Source organism: Nonomuraea sp. NPDC050328, from assembly GCF_044459405.1.
GTDB lineage: Bacteria > Actinomycetota > Actinomycetes > Streptosporangiales > Streptosporangiaceae > Nonomuraea.
Genome location: NZ_JBITIW010000021.1, coordinates 1 through 14,243, shown reverse-complemented (window position 1 = coordinate 14,243; position 14,243 = coordinate 1). Strand labels below are relative to the sequence as shown.

Below are 14,243 nucleotides of genomic sequence, written 5' to 3'. Positions count from 1 at the left end.
TCCTCGTCGTCGCCGGGGTGGACCCAGATGGCGGGGTCGTCCCCGTTGGCGTTGCCGCCGGCCTCGTCGTCGAACAGCGCGGGCGTCTCGACCTTCGGCTGGATGGACGGGATGCTCTGACCGGCGGCCGGTGCCGCCAGGCCGCTTAACAGCACGACGCTGAGGGCGGCCAGGAGCAGCGGATGGGCAGGACGCATTGTTCTCCTCACAGGGGGTGAACCGACTTCGTCGGCGAGTGACTTTTCTAACCGGGAGAGATGTCGCCGGGGCGAACGGCTTGTGGAGGGCAGGTGATCAGCGGTGGGTGAGCCGCCAGAAGTCGGACATGATCTGGCGGTTCTGCAGGTCGGCGACCAGCTTCTGGGGATCGGTGTGGAAGAGCTGGGTGCTCCAGTCGGTCAGCCCGGGCGGGTCGACCAGGGGCTTTACGGTGCTGTTGCCGGAGGTGCCGCCTTCGCCGATCTCGTGCTTGACGCCCTCCTCGGTCATGATGAAGTGCACGTACAGCTTGGCCGCGTTCGGATGCTTCGACTTGGCCGCGATGGCGACGTACTTGGGGTAGCTGAAGCCGGCGAAGGGCTTCATTCCCTCGCAGGTGGACTGCGCGTAGCCCTTGTCCTCGTTGTTGCGGAACTTGGAGATCGACATGAAGCCGATCTTCTTGTCGGCGGCGTTCGGCGCGCCCACCGCGCTGGAGGTGTCCTCGTCGGAGCTGGTGAGCACGGGCTTGTTGGCCGCGATCCGCCTGATCCACTCGTAGGCGGCGCTCTTCTCCTTGGTCTTCAGCGGCTCGCCGAACTTGTCCTGGTAGGCCTGTTCCAGGGCTTGGTTGCCGTGGGAGTCCAGTTGGGTGAGGAAGGAGGTGACCGTCGGCTTGCCCAAGGGGTCCTGCATGAGGAACTTGCCCGACCACGCGGGTTCGGTGAGGTCCCAGATGTTCTTGATCGGGCAGCCGCCGGGCGACAGTTTGGTGTTGTAGGCGAAGACGGTGGCCTTCGACAGGGCGCGCAGGGGGTTGCGGTCCTCGGGCAGGATCTGGTCCTGCAGGTCGGCGGGCACCCAGGTCTGCACGATGCCCTGCGGGATGAGCTGGCCCATCAGTACCCCGCCGTCCTCGTACATGGCGGCGTCGATGGTGACGTGGTCGGCCGCGTGCTCGCGGGTCATCTTCTCGGCGGTCTCCGGCGTGTCGGACTTCACGCCCTCCATGGCGATGCCGTACTTGGCGGTGAAGGCCTTGGCGACCTCCTCGATGTCGCCGCTGGAGTCGTAGACGACCAGACTGCCTTCCTTCTTGGCCGCCTCGACCAGGGCGTTCAGATCGAAAGCGGTGTCGACGGAGGCTGAGGGCAGCGGCTTGGCCGCGGTCGCGTCCGCGGTGCCGGCTTGGCCGCCGGTAGAGGGTGCGCACGCGGCCAGAGCCAGCAGGGCCGCGACTGGGACGATCTTCTTGGTACGCCGCATGGTGGCGGTACTCCTCTGAAGTGCATGGCCGTTCGCGCCGTTCCAGCCCCGACCGACGCTCAGTGCGCACCACGATGAACGCGACGTGAACGCTTTGTCAAGACATCTTCATGTCCAAGCGATCCGCCTTGTGGGTGATGCAGCAAGTCCTTATGTCATGACAAAGTATTGACGTTAACCCGTCGTTCATCTACAACTGGAGCTCCTGAGCGAGGAGGCGGCATGCGTGTTGGTTTAGTGGGCCTTGGGCGCATCGGACGGTTTCATGCGCAGACGTTAAGCGGCGTAGCGGACGAGCTCGTGGTGGCCGACGCCGACACCGCGCTGGCCGAGGCGGTGGCCGCGGAGGTCGGGGCCCGGGTGGGCGACCCTTGGACGGCGGATGCCGTGGTCGTCGCCACCCCCACCGCGACCCACGCGGACCTGCTGCTCCAGGCTTGCGAGCTGCGGCTGCCGGTCTTCTGCGAGAAGCCGGCGGCGCCGACCGTGGCCGAGACCAGGCGCGTCGCCGAGGCCGCCGAGCGCACCGGCACGCTCGTGCACATCGGCTTCCAGCGCCGCTTCGACGCCGGATTCGCCGCCGCCCGCGACGCCGTCCTCAGCGGCGAACTGGGCGAACTGCACCGCGCCCACCTGGTCACCTTCGACCCGAGCCCACCGCCGCCCGCGTACGTGCCGGTCTCCGGCGGCATCTTCCGCGACTGCCACATCCACGACTTCGACATCCTGCGCTGGGTCACCGGCCGCGAAGCGGACACCGTCTACGCCACCGGCGCCAACCGGGGCGACGCCTACTTCGCCGAAGCCGACGACGTCGACACCAGCGCCGCCGTGATCACGATGACCGACGGCACCCTCGTCACCCTGCAGGGCTCGCGCTACAACGGCGCCGGTTACGACGTGCGCATGGAGCTCGGCGGCACGCTGCGCACCTGGGCGGTCGGCCTCGGCGAGCGCGCCCCCCTGACCCTGGCCGAGGCGGGAAGCGCCCCTGCCGATCCCTGGCCCGACTTCCAGACCCGCTTCGCCCCCGCCTACGAGGCGGAGATCACCGCCTTTCTCTCGGCCGCCAGGGGCGAGCGAGAAAGCCCCTGCACGGTCCGCGACGCCCTGGCCGCCCTTTACCTGGCCGAGGCCGCCGACCTGTCCCGCCACGCCGGCCGTCCTGTCCGCCTCCAGGAGGTGAGCAAGTGAAGATCGCCGCGGCCCCCATCTCCTGGGGAGTGTGCGAGGTCCCCGGCTGGGGCTACCAGCTCGACCCGGCTCGCGTGCTCGGCGAGATCGCCGGGCTCGGGCTGACCGCCACCGAGCTGGGCCCCGACGGGTTCCTGCCGGCCGAGCCCGCCGCACGGGCCGCCCTCCTCAGCCGGTACGGCCTGCGCGCCGTCGGCGGCTTCGTCCCCGTCGTGCTGCACGACCCGGCCCACGATCCGCTGCCGGCCCTGCGCGCCACGGTCGCCTCCTTCGAGCCCGGCGCCGTCGCCGTCCTCGCGGCGGCCACGGGTGTCGACGGCTACGACGCCCGCCCCGAGCTGGACCGGGCCGGCTGGGACACCCTGCTCGCCAACCTCGACCGCGCCGCCCGCGGGCTCGACCGGCCGGTGGTCCTGCACCCGCACGTCGGCACCATGGTCGAGAGCGCGGACGAGGTCGCGCGGGTCCTCGACGGCAGCGAGGCACAGCTGTGCCTCGACACCGGCCACCTGCTCGTCGGCGGCGCCGACCCGGTCGCGATCGCCGCGGACGCACCGGACCGGATCGCCCACGTGCACCTCAAGGACGTGGACGCGGCCATGGCCACCCGGGTCCGCGCAGGCGAGCTGACCTACACCCAGGCCGTCGCCGCCGGCCTGTACCGGCCGCTCGGACACGGTGACGTGAACGTGAAGGCCATCGTCACCGGCCTGGAGGCGGCCGGCTACACCGGCTGGTACGTGATGGAACAGGATGTCGTCCTCGCCGGCGAACCCGGCCCCGGCGCGGGACCCGTGGCGGACGTGCGCGAGAGCCTGGACTTCCTCAGGAGACTGGCGTGACCGACGCTCGCGCCGACGTGCTGACCATCGGCCGGATCGGGGTGGACATCTACCCCCTCCAGATCGGCGTGTCGCTGCGCGAGGTCGAATCCTTCGGCAAGTATCTCGGCGGCAGCCCGGCCAATGTGGCCGTCGCCGCCGCCCGCCTGGGACACTCCGCGGAGATCATCACCAGGACGGGCGCCGATCCCTTCGGGGCCTTCCTGCGGGACGCGCTGCGCAGCTACGGGGTGAGCGACCGGCACGTCACCGAGGTGCCCGGCCTGCCCACACCGGTGACCTTCTGCGAGATCCGGCCGCCCGAGGACTTCCCGCTCTACTTCTACCGGCTGCCCAAGGCGCCCGATCTGGAGATCCGGGCAGAGGATCTCGACCTCGCCGCCGTGGCCGGGGCGCGGCTGTTCTGGGCGACGCTCACCGGGCTGTCACAGGAGCCGTCACGGGGTGCGCACCACGCGGCCTGGACAGCTCGGGGCCGCGTGCCGTACACAGTGCTCGATCTGGACTACCGGCCCATGTTCTGGGCGGACCCGGCGAGCGCGGCGGAGCAGGCGCGGGCGGCGCTCGCGCACGTCACCGTCGCGGTCGGGAACGCGGAGGAGGCGGAGGTGGCGACCGGGCGCCGCGAACCGTACGAGGCGGCGCGAGCCCTGCTGGAGGCGGGCGTCCAACTCGCCGTCGTCAAGCGCGGGTCCGCCGGCGTGCTGGCGATGACCGCTGACGAGTGCGTCGAGGTCGCGCCCGTGCCCGTGCGGGTGGTCAACGGGCTGGGCGCGGGCGACGCGTTCGGCGGCGCGCTCTGCCACGGCCTGCTGGCGGGCTGGCCATTGGAGAGGACGATCCGCTTCGCCAACGCCGCAGGAGCCATCGTCGCCGGCCGCCTCGCCTGCGCACCCGCCATGCCGACCGCCGAAGAGATCGGCGCCCTGATGCCGGCCGATGGCAAGACCGCGGCCGCCGATGCCGCCCATGAGGCCGAGGAGGCCGCGCATGCATGAGGACGCCCTCGACCGCCTCCGCGAGGACCGGGCTCTACGCCCGGAGCGGGTGCTCACGATCGCCGCCGAACGGCGCCGCAGGCCACTGCTGAACGGCCGGGGCCAGTTGCTGATCATCGCCGCCGACCACCCCGCCAGAGGCGCGCTGGGCGTCGGACCTCGACCCTTGGCGATGGAGAACCGGCTCGATCTGCTCGACCGGCTGATGACCGCGCTGGCCCGCCCCGGCGTGGACGGCCTGCTCGCCACCCCCGACCTCGTCGAAGACCTGCTGCTGCTCGGCGCGCTCGACGACAAGCTCGTCATCGGCTCGATGAACCGCGGCGGCGTGCAGGGCTCGGTCTTCGAGTTCGACGACCGCTTCACCGCCTACACCGCCGACTCGATCGCCGCGATGGGCTACGACGGCGGCAAGATGCTCTGCCGGATCGCCCTGCAGGACCCGGCGACCGTCACCACGCTGGAGCGCTGCGGCCACGCCATCTCCACCCTCGCCGGGCACGGCCTCATGGCGATGATCGAGCCGTTCTGGTCGGCGCGCGTGGACGGTGCGGTCCGCCACGACCTGACCGCCGACGCGATGATCCGCGCGATCAGCGTCGTGCAGGCGCTCGGCACGACCTCGGTCCGCACCTGGCTGAAGCTGCCCGTCGTCGAGGAGATGGAGCGCGTCATGGCGGCCACGACGCTGCCGGCGCTGCTGCTCGGCGGCGACCCGGGGCGGGCGGCCGACGAGGCCTACGCCGCCTGGGGCAAGGCGCTGAAGCTGCCCGGCGTGCGCGGGCTCGTCGTGGGCCGGGCGCTGCTCTACCCGCCGGACGACGACGTGGCCGCCGCGGTCGACACGGCCGCCGCGCTCCTGGAGGAATCATGAGGCTCACCACGGCCCAGGCGCTGGTCCGCTTCCTGTCGCGGCAGTGGAGCGAGCGTGACGGCGTTGAGCGACGGCTGATCGAGGGCTGCTTCGGCATCTTCGGCCACGGCAACGTCGCCGGGATCGGCCAGGCGCTGGCCGAGCAGGGCGCGGGCCTGCGCGACGAGCTGCCGTACTATCTGGCGCGCAACGAGCAGGCCATGGTGCACACCGCGGTCGCCTACGCCCGCACCCGCGACCGGCTGTCCACCTTCGCCTGCACGACCTCGATCGGGCCCGGCGCGACCAACCTGGTCACCGGGGCCGCACTCGCGACGATCAACCGGCTGCCGGTGCTGTTGCTGCCGGGCGACGTCTTCGCCACCCGCGCGGCCGGCACGGTGTTGCAGGAGCTGGAGGACCCGCGCTCCTACGACGTCACGGTCAACGACTGCCTGCGGCCGGTCTCGCGCTTCTTCGACCGCATCAACCGGCCCGAGCAACTGCCCGCCGCGCTGCTCGCGGCCATGCGGGTGCTGACCGATCCGGCCGAGACCGGCGCGGTGACGCTGGCCCTGCCGCAGGATGTGCAGGCCGAGGCGTACGACTGGCCCGAGGAGCTGTTCGCGCGGCGGGTGTGGCACGTCGCCCGCCCTGAACCCGAACCGGCCGCGCTGGAGCGGGCCGTCCGTGAGCTGCGCGCCTCACGCCGCCCCCTGATCGTGGCCGGCGGCGGCGTGAAGTACAGCGGGGCCTGCGACGACCTGCTCGCCTTCGCCGTACGGCACGGCATCCCGGTGGCCGAAACCCAGGCGGGCAAAGGGGCCGTGCCGTACGGCCACCCGTGCGCGGCCGGGGCGATCGGCCACACCGGGACCGCCGCGGCCGTCGCCCTCGCGCGCGACGCCGACCTGGTCATCGGCGTCGGCACCCGCTACACCGACTTCACCACCGCCTCCCGCACGCTGTTCGGCCGGGCGCGGTTCCTCAACGTCAACGTGGCCGCCTTCGACGCGGCCAAGAACGCCGCCGCCGGGCTCGTCGCCGACGCCCGGCAGGCGCTGCGCGCCCTCGACCCCGGCGACTGGCGGGCCGACCCCGAGTGGAGCGCGCTGGCCGTACGGCTGGCGCGAGGCTGGCAGGAGGTCGCCGACCGGGCCTGCTCCGGGCCCGAGCTGACCCAGCCGGTCCTGCTCGGCCTGGTCAACGAGGCGGCACACGGCGGCGTCGTGGTCAACGCGGCCGGGTCGATGCCGGGCGACCTGCACCGGCTCTGGCGCGCCTCCGATCCGGGGCAGTACCACGTCGAGTACGGCTACTCCTGCATGGGCTACGAGATCGCGGGCGGGCTCGGCGTCAAGCTGGCGGCCCCGGAGCGCGAGGTCTTCGTGCTGGTCGGCGACGGCTCCTACCTGATGATGGCGCAGGAGATCGCGACCGCGGTCCAGGAGGGCGTCAAGCTCGTCGTGGTGCTGGTCGACAACGGCGGCTTCGCCTCGATCGGGGCGCTGTCGGAAGCCGTGGGCGCGGGCCGGCTGGGCACGGCCTACCGGGCGCGAGGCGGCTCCGGCCAGCTCGACGGCGACCCGCTGCCGACCGATCTGGCGGCCAACGCGGCCAGCCTGGGCGCGGAGGTGCTGACGGCGAGCGACCCGGACTCCTTCCGCCAGGCGCTGGACAAGGCGGTGGCCGCCGCCCGGACCACCGTCGTGTACGCCAGGACCGCGCCCGGCTCCGGGCCGCAGGCCCTGGCCTGGTGGGACGTGCCGGTCGCCGAGGTGTCCGGGCTGGACCCGGTCCGGCAGGCGCGCGAACGCTATGCGGCGGCCAAGCGCGAGCAGCGGCTGTACCTGTGATGGCGTGGACCCTCGCCTTCGCCGCCACCGCCGTCATGTTCGTGCTGGTCACCGGCGCGAATGACGGGGCGGCGCTGATCGGCCTCTGCCTGCGTTTCCCCAAGGTGCCCGGCTGGCTGACCGTAACCCTGCTCGCCGGAGCGCTGATGGCCGTGCCGTACGTGCTGGGGGTCGCGGTGGCGGCCACCTTCACCGAGCGGCTGGCCGGGCTGGGCGCGCACGGCGGCGCGGCAGCGTTCCTGGCGGGTGTGGTGATCGCCGTCGGCGTGGTCGCGATGCTGGCCGGACGGGGACTGCCGACGAGCCTCACCCTGGCGGTGGTCGGCGGCATCACCGGCGCGGGGTTCGGCGCCGGACTGCCCGTCTCGGTGTCCGGCCTGGTCACCGTGCTGGCGATCGGCGCCGGAGCGCCGCTGGCCGGGGTCCTGCTCGGCTACCTCCTGGGCGCGCTGTCGCGCCGGGTGCCCAGCCACGGCCGCATGCCGCGGATCGTGCTGACCGCGCACCTGCTGGCGTACGGCGCGCAATGCGTCGCCTACGCGGTGAACGACGGCCAGAAGATGCTGGCCGTGGTCAGCGTGGCCGTCGAGGTCGGCCGGCACGGGGTCGGCGGCATCGGACCGGTCCAGGTCGGCCCGGCCTGGATGGCGCTGCTCGTGCTGGTCTTCCTGGCCGGGGCGCTGACCAGCCTGCCCAGAGTGGGCGCGCGGCTGGGCCGGGGGCTCGTCCTGGCCCGGCCGCTGCACGTGGTGTCGGCGGAGGCCGCGGCGGCCGGGGCCGTGCTCGGCAGCTCGGTCCTCGGCGCGCCGGTGAGCATGACCCAGTCCGTCACGGCCGGCGTCGTCGGCGCGGCCGCCAGCGAGGGAAGCAGGAGAGTGCGATGGCACGGCGTGGTGACCATAGGGACGGCCTGGGCGGTCACGCTCCCCTCGTCCATGGCCCTGGGCTGCCTGGCCGGCCTGGCGGTGAGATGGCTGTGAACAGACCGGCGCGCAGGCGGCGGCGCGGGCTCGCCCGCGCCTGGGACGAACTGCGCGGCGGATCGGGCAGGGGCGTCGTCGACCTGGTCAGGGAGCAGATCGCCGCCGCCAAGGCAGGCGCGCACCTGGCGGCCGAGATGGCCGCCGGGCTCGACCGGGCGCTGGCCCGCACCCGGATGACGGAGGTGGAGCACCAGGGCGACGCGGCGCGGGCCGAGCTGGTCACGTTGCTGCGCCGGGTCCTGGTGACCCCCATCGACCAGGAGGACCTGTTCCGGCTGTCCCGCTCCATCGACGACGTGCTCGACCAACTGCGCGACTACGTGCGCGAGGCCGACATCTTCGGACCCGACGACCTCGGCTTCGCCGCCGAACCGCTCCAGGCGCTGGCCGAGGGCCTGGACGAGCTCGAACTCGCGGTCCAGCACATGATCGACGATCCCGGTTCGGTCACCGAGGCGGTCCTGGCCACGCGCAAGGCCAGGACGCGCATGCGGCAACTGCGCCAGAGCCGCCTGGGCGAGCTGTTCACCATGCCCCTGGACATGGACACCCTGCGCCGCCGCGAACTGCTCTCCCGGATGGACGCCGTCGGCCAGCGGCTCGGCGAGGCCGCCGACGCGCTGGCCGACGCGATGCTCAAACGAAGCCACTGACACCCCCCGAAGGAATCGAATCGATGGCTGTTCTCACCAAGGTGGAGCCCCCTCCACCGCCGCAGAGGCGGCGCAGGCTGCGCTACCGGCTGCGCGTCCTTCGCCACGACCCCACCGCCGCGCTGGGCTTCATCCTGGTCGTGGTGCTCGCCTACCTGGTCGTCGCCCCGCTCGTCGCGGTGTTGTCCGACGCCTTCCGCCTGCAGTACGGCGACGAGGTGCACTCCGGGCAACGGCCGGGCGAGTGGACCGGCTACTACCTGTGGCGGGTCTTCCGCTCGCAGGTCAGCGGGCTGCTGTTCTACGAACCGCTGCTCAACACGCTGGTGATCTCCGTGGGCACGGTGCTGTTCGCGCTGGTCGTGGGCGGCGGCATGGCGTGGATGGTGACCCGCACCAACGTCCCCGGGCGAAAGTGGCTGGCCGGGGCGCTCGTCGTGCCGTACATGCTGCCCTCGTGGACCTTCTCGCTCGCCTGGCTGACCCTGTTCAAGAACGACCGGGCCGGAGGACAGCTCGGGGTCCTGCAGGCGCAGGGCATCGCGACGCCCGACTGGCTCGCCTACGGGCCGCTGCCGATCATCGTCACGCTCGGCCTGCACTACTACCCGTTCGTCTTCCTGCTCGTCGGCAACGCGCTGCGGCGCATCGACGCGCAACTGGAGGACTCCGCCCGCATCCTGGGCGCGCCGCGCCGCGTGGTCATCCGCCGGATCGTCGCCCCGCTGATGCTGCCGGCGCTGTCCTCGGCCGTGCTCCTGGTGGTGGGGCGGGTGCTCGGCACGTTCGGCACGCCGTACGTGCTGGGGCTGCCGGCCGACTACCGGGTGCTGTCCACCGGCCTGTACCAGTCGATCCGCGACCGCAGCACCGGCGTCGCCTCCGTGCTGACCGCCATCATCGTGGTCATCGGCGTCCTGATCGTCTTCACCGACGCGCGGCTGCTGCGCGAGCACCGCCGCTTCGTCACCGTCGGCGGGAAGGGCGCGATGGACCGGCTGAGCGACCTGCGCCGGTGGCGCTGGCCGGCCTTCGCGCTGGGCGGGGTCATCTTCGTGGTGAGCGTGCTCGTGCCGATCCTGACGCTGCTGCTGTCGTCGCTCACCCGGGTCCCGATGGACCTGTCGACGTTCACCTTGAGCTACTGGTTCGCCGAGAGCCTGCCCGGAGCCGTCGGGTTCCCGCACGGCGTCTTCCGCGGCACCGAGCTGTGGACCGCGGCGTGGAACTCGCTGCGCATCGTCGGCATCGCCTCGCTGATCTGCGCCGTCGCCGGCCTGCTCATCGGGTACGTGGCGGTGCGCGGCTCGGCCCCCCGCATCGCGGCCTTCCTACGGCAGGTCTCGTTCCTGCCCTACCTCATCCCCGGCATCGCGTTCGCGGCGGCGTCGCTGTCCCTGTTCGCGGTCGCCCGCGGGCCGATCCCCGCCCTGTACGGCACCACGTTCCTGCTCATCCTCGTCATGGCCGTGACTCATCTGCCCTACAGCTCCCGCTCGGGCATCGCGGCCATGACGCAGCTCGGCCGCGAACCCGAAGAAGCCGCCCAGATCGCCGGCGCCTCCTGGTGGCAGCGGATGCGGCGGATCATCTTCCCCATCCAGAAGGGCGCCCTCGTCACCGGGATCGTGCTCCCGTTCATCTCCGGGCTCAAGGAGCTGAGCATCGTGGTCATGCTGACCACCACCGGCACCGAGCTCCTCACCACCCTGTCGATCGGCCTGGTCGACTACGGCTACACCCAGCTCGCCAACGCGGTCGTGCTCGTGATCGCGCTGATCTCCTTCACCATGACCTACCTGACCCAGCGGCTGACCAAGAGCAGCCTGGCGTCCGGCCTGGGAGGATAGATGCCCACCATCACCCTGAGCGGAATCGCCAAGCGCTACGGCGGCGGCGACTTCGCGGTCAAGAACCTCGACCTGACCGTCCCCGACGGGGCGTTCATGTGCCTGCTCGGCCCGTCGGGCTGCGGCAAGACCACCACGCTACGCATGATCGCCGGACTGGAGCAGCCGACCGACGGCAGCATCACCGTCGGCGACCGGGTGCTCGACTCGGTCGAGCAGGGGCTGTACGTCCCGCCGGAGAAGCGCGAGATGGGGCTGGTCTTCCAGAACTATGCCCTGTGGCCGCACCTGTCGGTGCGCGACAACGTGGAGTTCGGGCTGCGCATGCGCAAGGTCCCGGCCGCCCAGCGCCGCGCGCGGGCCGAGGCGGCTCTGGAGATGGTGCACGTCGCCGATGCCATGGATCGCTACCCGTCGCAGTTGTCGGGCGGCCAGCAGCAGCGTGTGGCGCTCGCCCGCATGCTCGCCGTCGACCCCGCGGTGCTGCTGCTCGACGAGCCGTTGTCGAACCTCGACGCCCGGCTCCGGCTGGAGATGCGGGCCGAGCTGAAGCGCATCCACGAGGAGTCGGGCGCGACGATCGTCTTCGTCACCCACGACCAGCTCGAGGCGCTGACCATGGCCACCCATGTGGCGGTCATGAACCAGGGCGAGCTGCAGCAGCTCGCACCGCCGATGGAGATGTACGCGCGCCCGGCCAACCGGTTCGTCGCCGAATTCGTCGGCAGCCCGCCCATGGCCATCGTCGAGCGCGGGCCGCTGGCCGAGTCGCTCACCCGCTTCGTCAAGAAGCGTCGGGTCACCTGCGAGCCGTCCGCGATCGGCCTGCGGCCCGAGGCGCTGCGCATCGGCGCGCCGCGCGCCGGGGCGTGGACGGAGCCCGCGCTCGTGGAGGCGGTCCTGCCCGCCGGCTCCACCTGGACCGTACGGCTGCGCGTCCTGGACACCGAGCTGTTCGCCGTCTCGCACTCCCCCATCGAGGCGGACCCTGGGGACACCGTCACGTGCTGGACCGACCAGCTGCATCTGTTCGGCGTGGACGGCACGCGGCTCACCGCCTGGGACGAGGCGGAGGTGTACGCGTGATCGCGCCCAAGGCTCTGCTGCTCGACTTCGGAGGCGTCATCGTCGAGACCGTCAAGCGCACCACCTGGCGGGCCGAGCTCGCCGCCGAACTCCACGCCCTGCTCGGCCGGGCGGGCTTCGGCGGGCTCACCGTCGAGGAGATCGAGAGCGATGTCCGCGCGGGCGCGCAGGCCGACTCCTTCTGGAAGGACTCGACCTCGCGCCAGTACGCCCCCGAGGAGATGACGCATCGCCGGTTCTGGGCCGAGTTCGTCGCCACCGACTGGCCCGAGCAGGCCCGCGCCCTGGTGACGGCCGAGGCGACCCCGCTCTGCCGCCGTATGGGTGAACTGCGCAGCCGCAGGGAGGTCCGGGACGGCATGAAGGAACTGCTCGCCGCCTGCTGGGAGCACGGTGTACGGCCCGCGGTCGTCAGCAACGCCCTGAGCGGGGCCGTGCACCGGGACTTCATGGCCGCCACCGGACTCGACCACCTGGTGGCCGTGCAGGTCTACAGCGACGAGGTCGGCGTGCGCAAACCCAACCCCGAGATGATCATGATTGCCTGCCGTGCGCTGGGCGTCGAGGCCGAGCAGGTCTGGTACGTCGGCGACAACCACGACCGCGACGTCGTCTGCGGCGCGCGGGCGGGTGTGGGCGCCTCCGTGCTCATGCGCTCGCGCAGCACCGAGGAGATCCCCTACCGCGTACGGCAGGAGCCGCACGCCACCGTCGACGATCCGCACGGATTGCTGAACCTGCTGGAGCGCACATGGACGTGACCACTTCGCGAGAGCTCGCCGCGATCGCGGCGGAGGCGGCCAGAGCCGTCGGTGACCGGCTGCGGGCGGCTTTCCGTTCGCGGCCCGAGGTGCTGACCAAGCGTGACTTCCACGACCCGGTGACCGAGCACGACAAGGCCGCCGAGGAGGACATCCGCGCGGTGCTCGGGCGGCTCTGCCCGGACAGCGTGGTCGTGGGCGAGGAAGGCGGCTCGCACGGCGCCGGCGAGGTGTGCTGGTACGTCGACCCGATCGACGGCACCGCGAACTTCGCCGCGGGCCTGCCGTTCTTCTGCACCTCGATCGGGGCGGCGGTGAACGGCGAGGTCGTGGCGGGTGTCGTGTACGACCCGGTGCGGAACGACGAGTTCACCGCCTGGCTGGGTGGCGCCGAGTGCAACGGCCGGCCGCTGCGTAGCGCCGGCGCGCGCACCGACCGGGAGGCGATGCTGCTGTCCAGCTTCCCGACGCCGCGCGACCTCGCTGCCGGAGGCGAGGAGGCTCTGCACCGATTCGCCCGCATGGTGGAGGCGTTCGCCAGCACCCGCAGGCCGGGCAGTGCCGCGCTGAAGCTCGCGCACGTCGCCGCGGGCTGGGCGGACGTCGCCTACGGCACCCACGTCAACGCCTGGGACGTCGCCGCCGGCTCCCTGCTGGTACGGCAGGCGGGCGGCACCTACCTGCCGCTGTCCGGCAGCGTCTTCGAGCCGGGCGGCTACCTGGCCTGCGTGGGCGGCTTCGACCTGGCGGGCTCGGTGCTGGCGGACCTCGTCCCGGGAGGTGACGCGTGATCCGCTGGATCGTGACCGACCTGGACGGCACCCTCGTGGGCCGCGATCTCGCGATGGTGCCCGCGAGCCGGGAGGCGTTACGCCGCTTCCGCGACGCGGGCGGCACCGTGGTGATCGCCACGGGCCGCATGGAGGCGTCGGCCCTCCGCTACTACGAGGAGCTGGAGCTGGACGGCCCCGCGATCCTCTACAACGGCGCCCGCACGGTGAATCTCGCGACCGGCGAGGTGCTGCGCTCGCGCTGTCTGCCGGGCCAGGCCTGGAAGGTGCTGCTCGGCCTCTTCGACGAACTGCCCGGAGGTGTCTTCCCGGTCGCCTTCACCGGCGGCGTGGCCTACGCCGTGTCGGACGTGCCCACGTTGCGCGACTATGCGGCGCGCGACGGCATCGCGTTGCACGACCCGGGCGCCTGGACCGAGCTGCCCGCCGACGAGATCACGAAGGTGATGCTCATCGGCGACCCGCTGCCGCACCTGCACGTCGCCGGGGTGGCGACGGTGTTCTCGGAGGCCACCTACCTGGAGATCCTTCCGGAGAAGTCGGGCAAGGGGGTCGCGCTCCGCGAACTGGCCGCGGCCTGCGGGGTGGAGCTGGGCGAGGTCGCGGCGGTCGGCGACAACCCGAACGATCTGGACATGATCCTGGCCGCCGGGACCGGCGTCGCCGTCGGCGACGGGCACCCCGCGGTGCGCGCCGAGGCGGACGCCGTCGTCGCGGCCTGCGCGGACGGGGCCGTCGCGGACCTCGTGGAGCTGGCCTTCCAGGCCAACGGATGGGAGTGGTGAGCATGAACGTGGTGAGCATGAACAAGGTGACACACTGGATCGGCGGCGTGGAGGTCGAGGGCGACGCCCGCACCGCCGACATCACCAACCCGGCCACCGGCCAGGTCAGCGGCAAGGTCGCGCTGGC

Annotated in this window: 13 protein-coding genes; 12 read left to right on the top strand and 1 reads right to left on the bottom strand. The window is 72.1% G+C overall.

The genetic code is table 11. From position 1 onward, the window contains the following. Positions 1-294: 294 nt before the first annotated feature. Positions 295-1,464 (bottom strand): ABC transporter substrate-binding protein, encoded by a 1,170-nt coding sequence (locus ACIBG7_RS43470; RefSeq protein ID WP_397340140.1) that lies wholly within the window; start codon positions 1,462-1,464, stop codon positions 295-297. 222 nt (positions 1,465-1,686) lie between these two features. Between ACIBG7_RS43470 and ACIBG7_RS43465 the strand changes: the two genes are divergently transcribed. The 12 genes from ACIBG7_RS43465 to ACIBG7_RS43410 are packed head-to-tail and all read left to right on the top strand — an operon-like array spanning position 1,687 to position 14,116. Further along, a complete protein-coding gene (locus ACIBG7_RS43465) occupies positions 1,687-2,658 on the top strand; it encodes a Gfo/Idh/MocA family oxidoreductase (RefSeq protein ID WP_397340139.1) in 972 nt (323 codons plus the stop codon). Continuing rightward, positions 2,655-3,500, top strand: a complete 846-nt coding sequence (locus ACIBG7_RS43460; RefSeq protein WP_397340138.1) for a TIM barrel protein — start codon at positions 2,655-2,657, stop codon at positions 3,498-3,500. Before ACIBG7_RS43465 ends, ACIBG7_RS43460 begins: the two co-directional genes overlap by 4 nt. Continuing rightward, positions 3,497-4,498 (top strand): 5-dehydro-2-deoxygluconokinase, encoded by a 1,002-nt coding sequence (iolC, locus tag ACIBG7_RS43455; protein WP_397340137.1) that lies wholly within the window; start codon positions 3,497-3,499, stop codon positions 4,496-4,498. Before ACIBG7_RS43460 ends, iolC begins: the two co-directional genes overlap by 4 nt. Then, positions 4,491-5,372 carry a deoxyribose-phosphate aldolase gene (locus ACIBG7_RS43450; RefSeq protein WP_357935199.1) on the top strand — a complete coding sequence of 294 codons (882 nt, stop codon included), beginning with the start codon at positions 4,491-4,493 and terminating at the stop codon, positions 5,370-5,372. Before iolC ends, ACIBG7_RS43450 begins: the two co-directional genes overlap by 8 nt. Next, the gene (gene iolD / locus ACIBG7_RS43445; RefSeq protein ID WP_397340136.1) at positions 5,369-7,207 is read left to right on the top strand and encodes a 3D-(3,5/4)-trihydroxycyclohexane-1,2-dione acylhydrolase (decyclizing); all 1,839 of its coding nucleotides are present in this window, start codon (positions 5,369-5,371) and stop codon (positions 7,205-7,207) included. The genes ACIBG7_RS43450 and iolD overlap by 4 nt, the downstream gene beginning before the upstream one ends. Further along, complete coding sequence (locus ACIBG7_RS43440) at positions 7,207-8,187, top strand: anion permease (RefSeq protein ID WP_397340135.1); 981 nt, start codon at positions 7,207-7,209, stop codon at positions 8,185-8,187. Before iolD ends, ACIBG7_RS43440 begins: the two co-directional genes overlap by 1 nt. After that, a complete protein-coding gene (locus ACIBG7_RS43435) occupies positions 8,178-8,843 on the top strand; it encodes a DUF47 domain-containing protein (RefSeq protein WP_397340134.1) in 666 nt (221 codons plus the stop codon). Before ACIBG7_RS43440 ends, ACIBG7_RS43435 begins: the two co-directional genes overlap by 10 nt. Before the next feature lie 23 nt (positions 8,844-8,866). Next, positions 8,867-10,693, top strand: a complete 1,827-nt coding sequence (locus ACIBG7_RS43430) for an ABC transporter permease (RefSeq protein ID WP_397340133.1) — start codon at positions 8,867-8,869, stop codon at positions 10,691-10,693. Continuing rightward, on the top strand, positions 10,694-11,779 hold the full coding sequence (locus ACIBG7_RS43425; RefSeq protein ID WP_357935184.1) for an ABC transporter ATP-binding protein: 1,086 nt from the start codon (positions 10,694-10,696) through the stop codon (positions 11,777-11,779). Then, positions 11,776-12,540 carry an HAD family hydrolase gene (locus ACIBG7_RS43420; RefSeq protein ID WP_397340132.1) on the top strand — a complete coding sequence of 255 codons (765 nt, stop codon included), beginning with the start codon at positions 11,776-11,778 and terminating at the stop codon, positions 12,538-12,540. The genes ACIBG7_RS43425 and ACIBG7_RS43420 overlap by 4 nt, the downstream gene beginning before the upstream one ends. Further along, entirely contained in the window at positions 12,531-13,331 is an 801-nt protein-coding gene (locus ACIBG7_RS43415; protein ID WP_397340131.1) for an inositol monophosphatase family protein, read from the top strand. The genes ACIBG7_RS43420 and ACIBG7_RS43415 overlap by 10 nt, the downstream gene beginning before the upstream one ends. After that, positions 13,328-14,116: an HAD-IIB family hydrolase gene (locus ACIBG7_RS43410; RefSeq protein ID WP_357935175.1), complete on the top strand. Its 789-nt coding sequence runs from the start codon at positions 13,328-13,330 to the stop codon at positions 14,114-14,116. Before ACIBG7_RS43415 ends, ACIBG7_RS43410 begins: the two co-directional genes overlap by 4 nt. Positions 14,117-14,243 lie beyond the last annotated feature (127 nt).

What these genes read in the sequence shown, in the direction of transcription:
- ACIBG7_RS43450 (WP_357935199.1), top strand. Translation starts at nt 4,491, where the DNA reads ATGCATGAGGACGCCCTCGACCGCCTCCGCGAGGACCGGGCTCTACGC.
- iolD (WP_397340136.1), top strand. Translation starts at nt 5,369, where the DNA reads ATGAGGCTCACCACGGCCCAGGCGCTGGTCCGCTTCCTGTCGCGGCAG.
- ACIBG7_RS43440 (WP_397340135.1), top strand. Translation starts at nt 7,207, where the DNA reads ATGGCGTGGACCCTCGCCTTCGCCGCCACCGCCGTCATGTTCGTGCTG.
- ACIBG7_RS43430 (WP_397340133.1), top strand. Translation starts at nt 8,867, where the DNA reads ATGGCTGTTCTCACCAAGGTGGAGCCCCCTCCACCGCCGCAGAGGCGG.
- ACIBG7_RS43465 (WP_397340139.1), top strand. Translation starts at nt 1,687, where the DNA reads ATGCGTGTTGGTTTAGTGGGCCTTGGGCGCATCGGACGGTTTCATGCG.
- ACIBG7_RS43435 (WP_397340134.1), top strand. Translation starts at nt 8,178, where the DNA reads ATGGCTGTGAACAGACCGGCGCGCAGGCGGCGGCGCGGGCTCGCCCGC.
- ACIBG7_RS43415 (WP_397340131.1), top strand. Translation starts at nt 12,531, where the DNA reads ATGGACGTGACCACTTCGCGAGAGCTCGCCGCGATCGCGGCGGAGGCG.
- ACIBG7_RS43470 (WP_397340140.1), bottom strand. Translation starts at nt 1,464, where the DNA reads ATGCGGCGTACCAAGAAGATCGTCCCAGTCGCGGCCCTGCTGGCTCTG.
- ACIBG7_RS43425 (WP_357935184.1), top strand. Translation starts at nt 10,694, where the DNA reads ATGCCCACCATCACCCTGAGCGGAATCGCCAAGCGCTACGGCGGCGGC.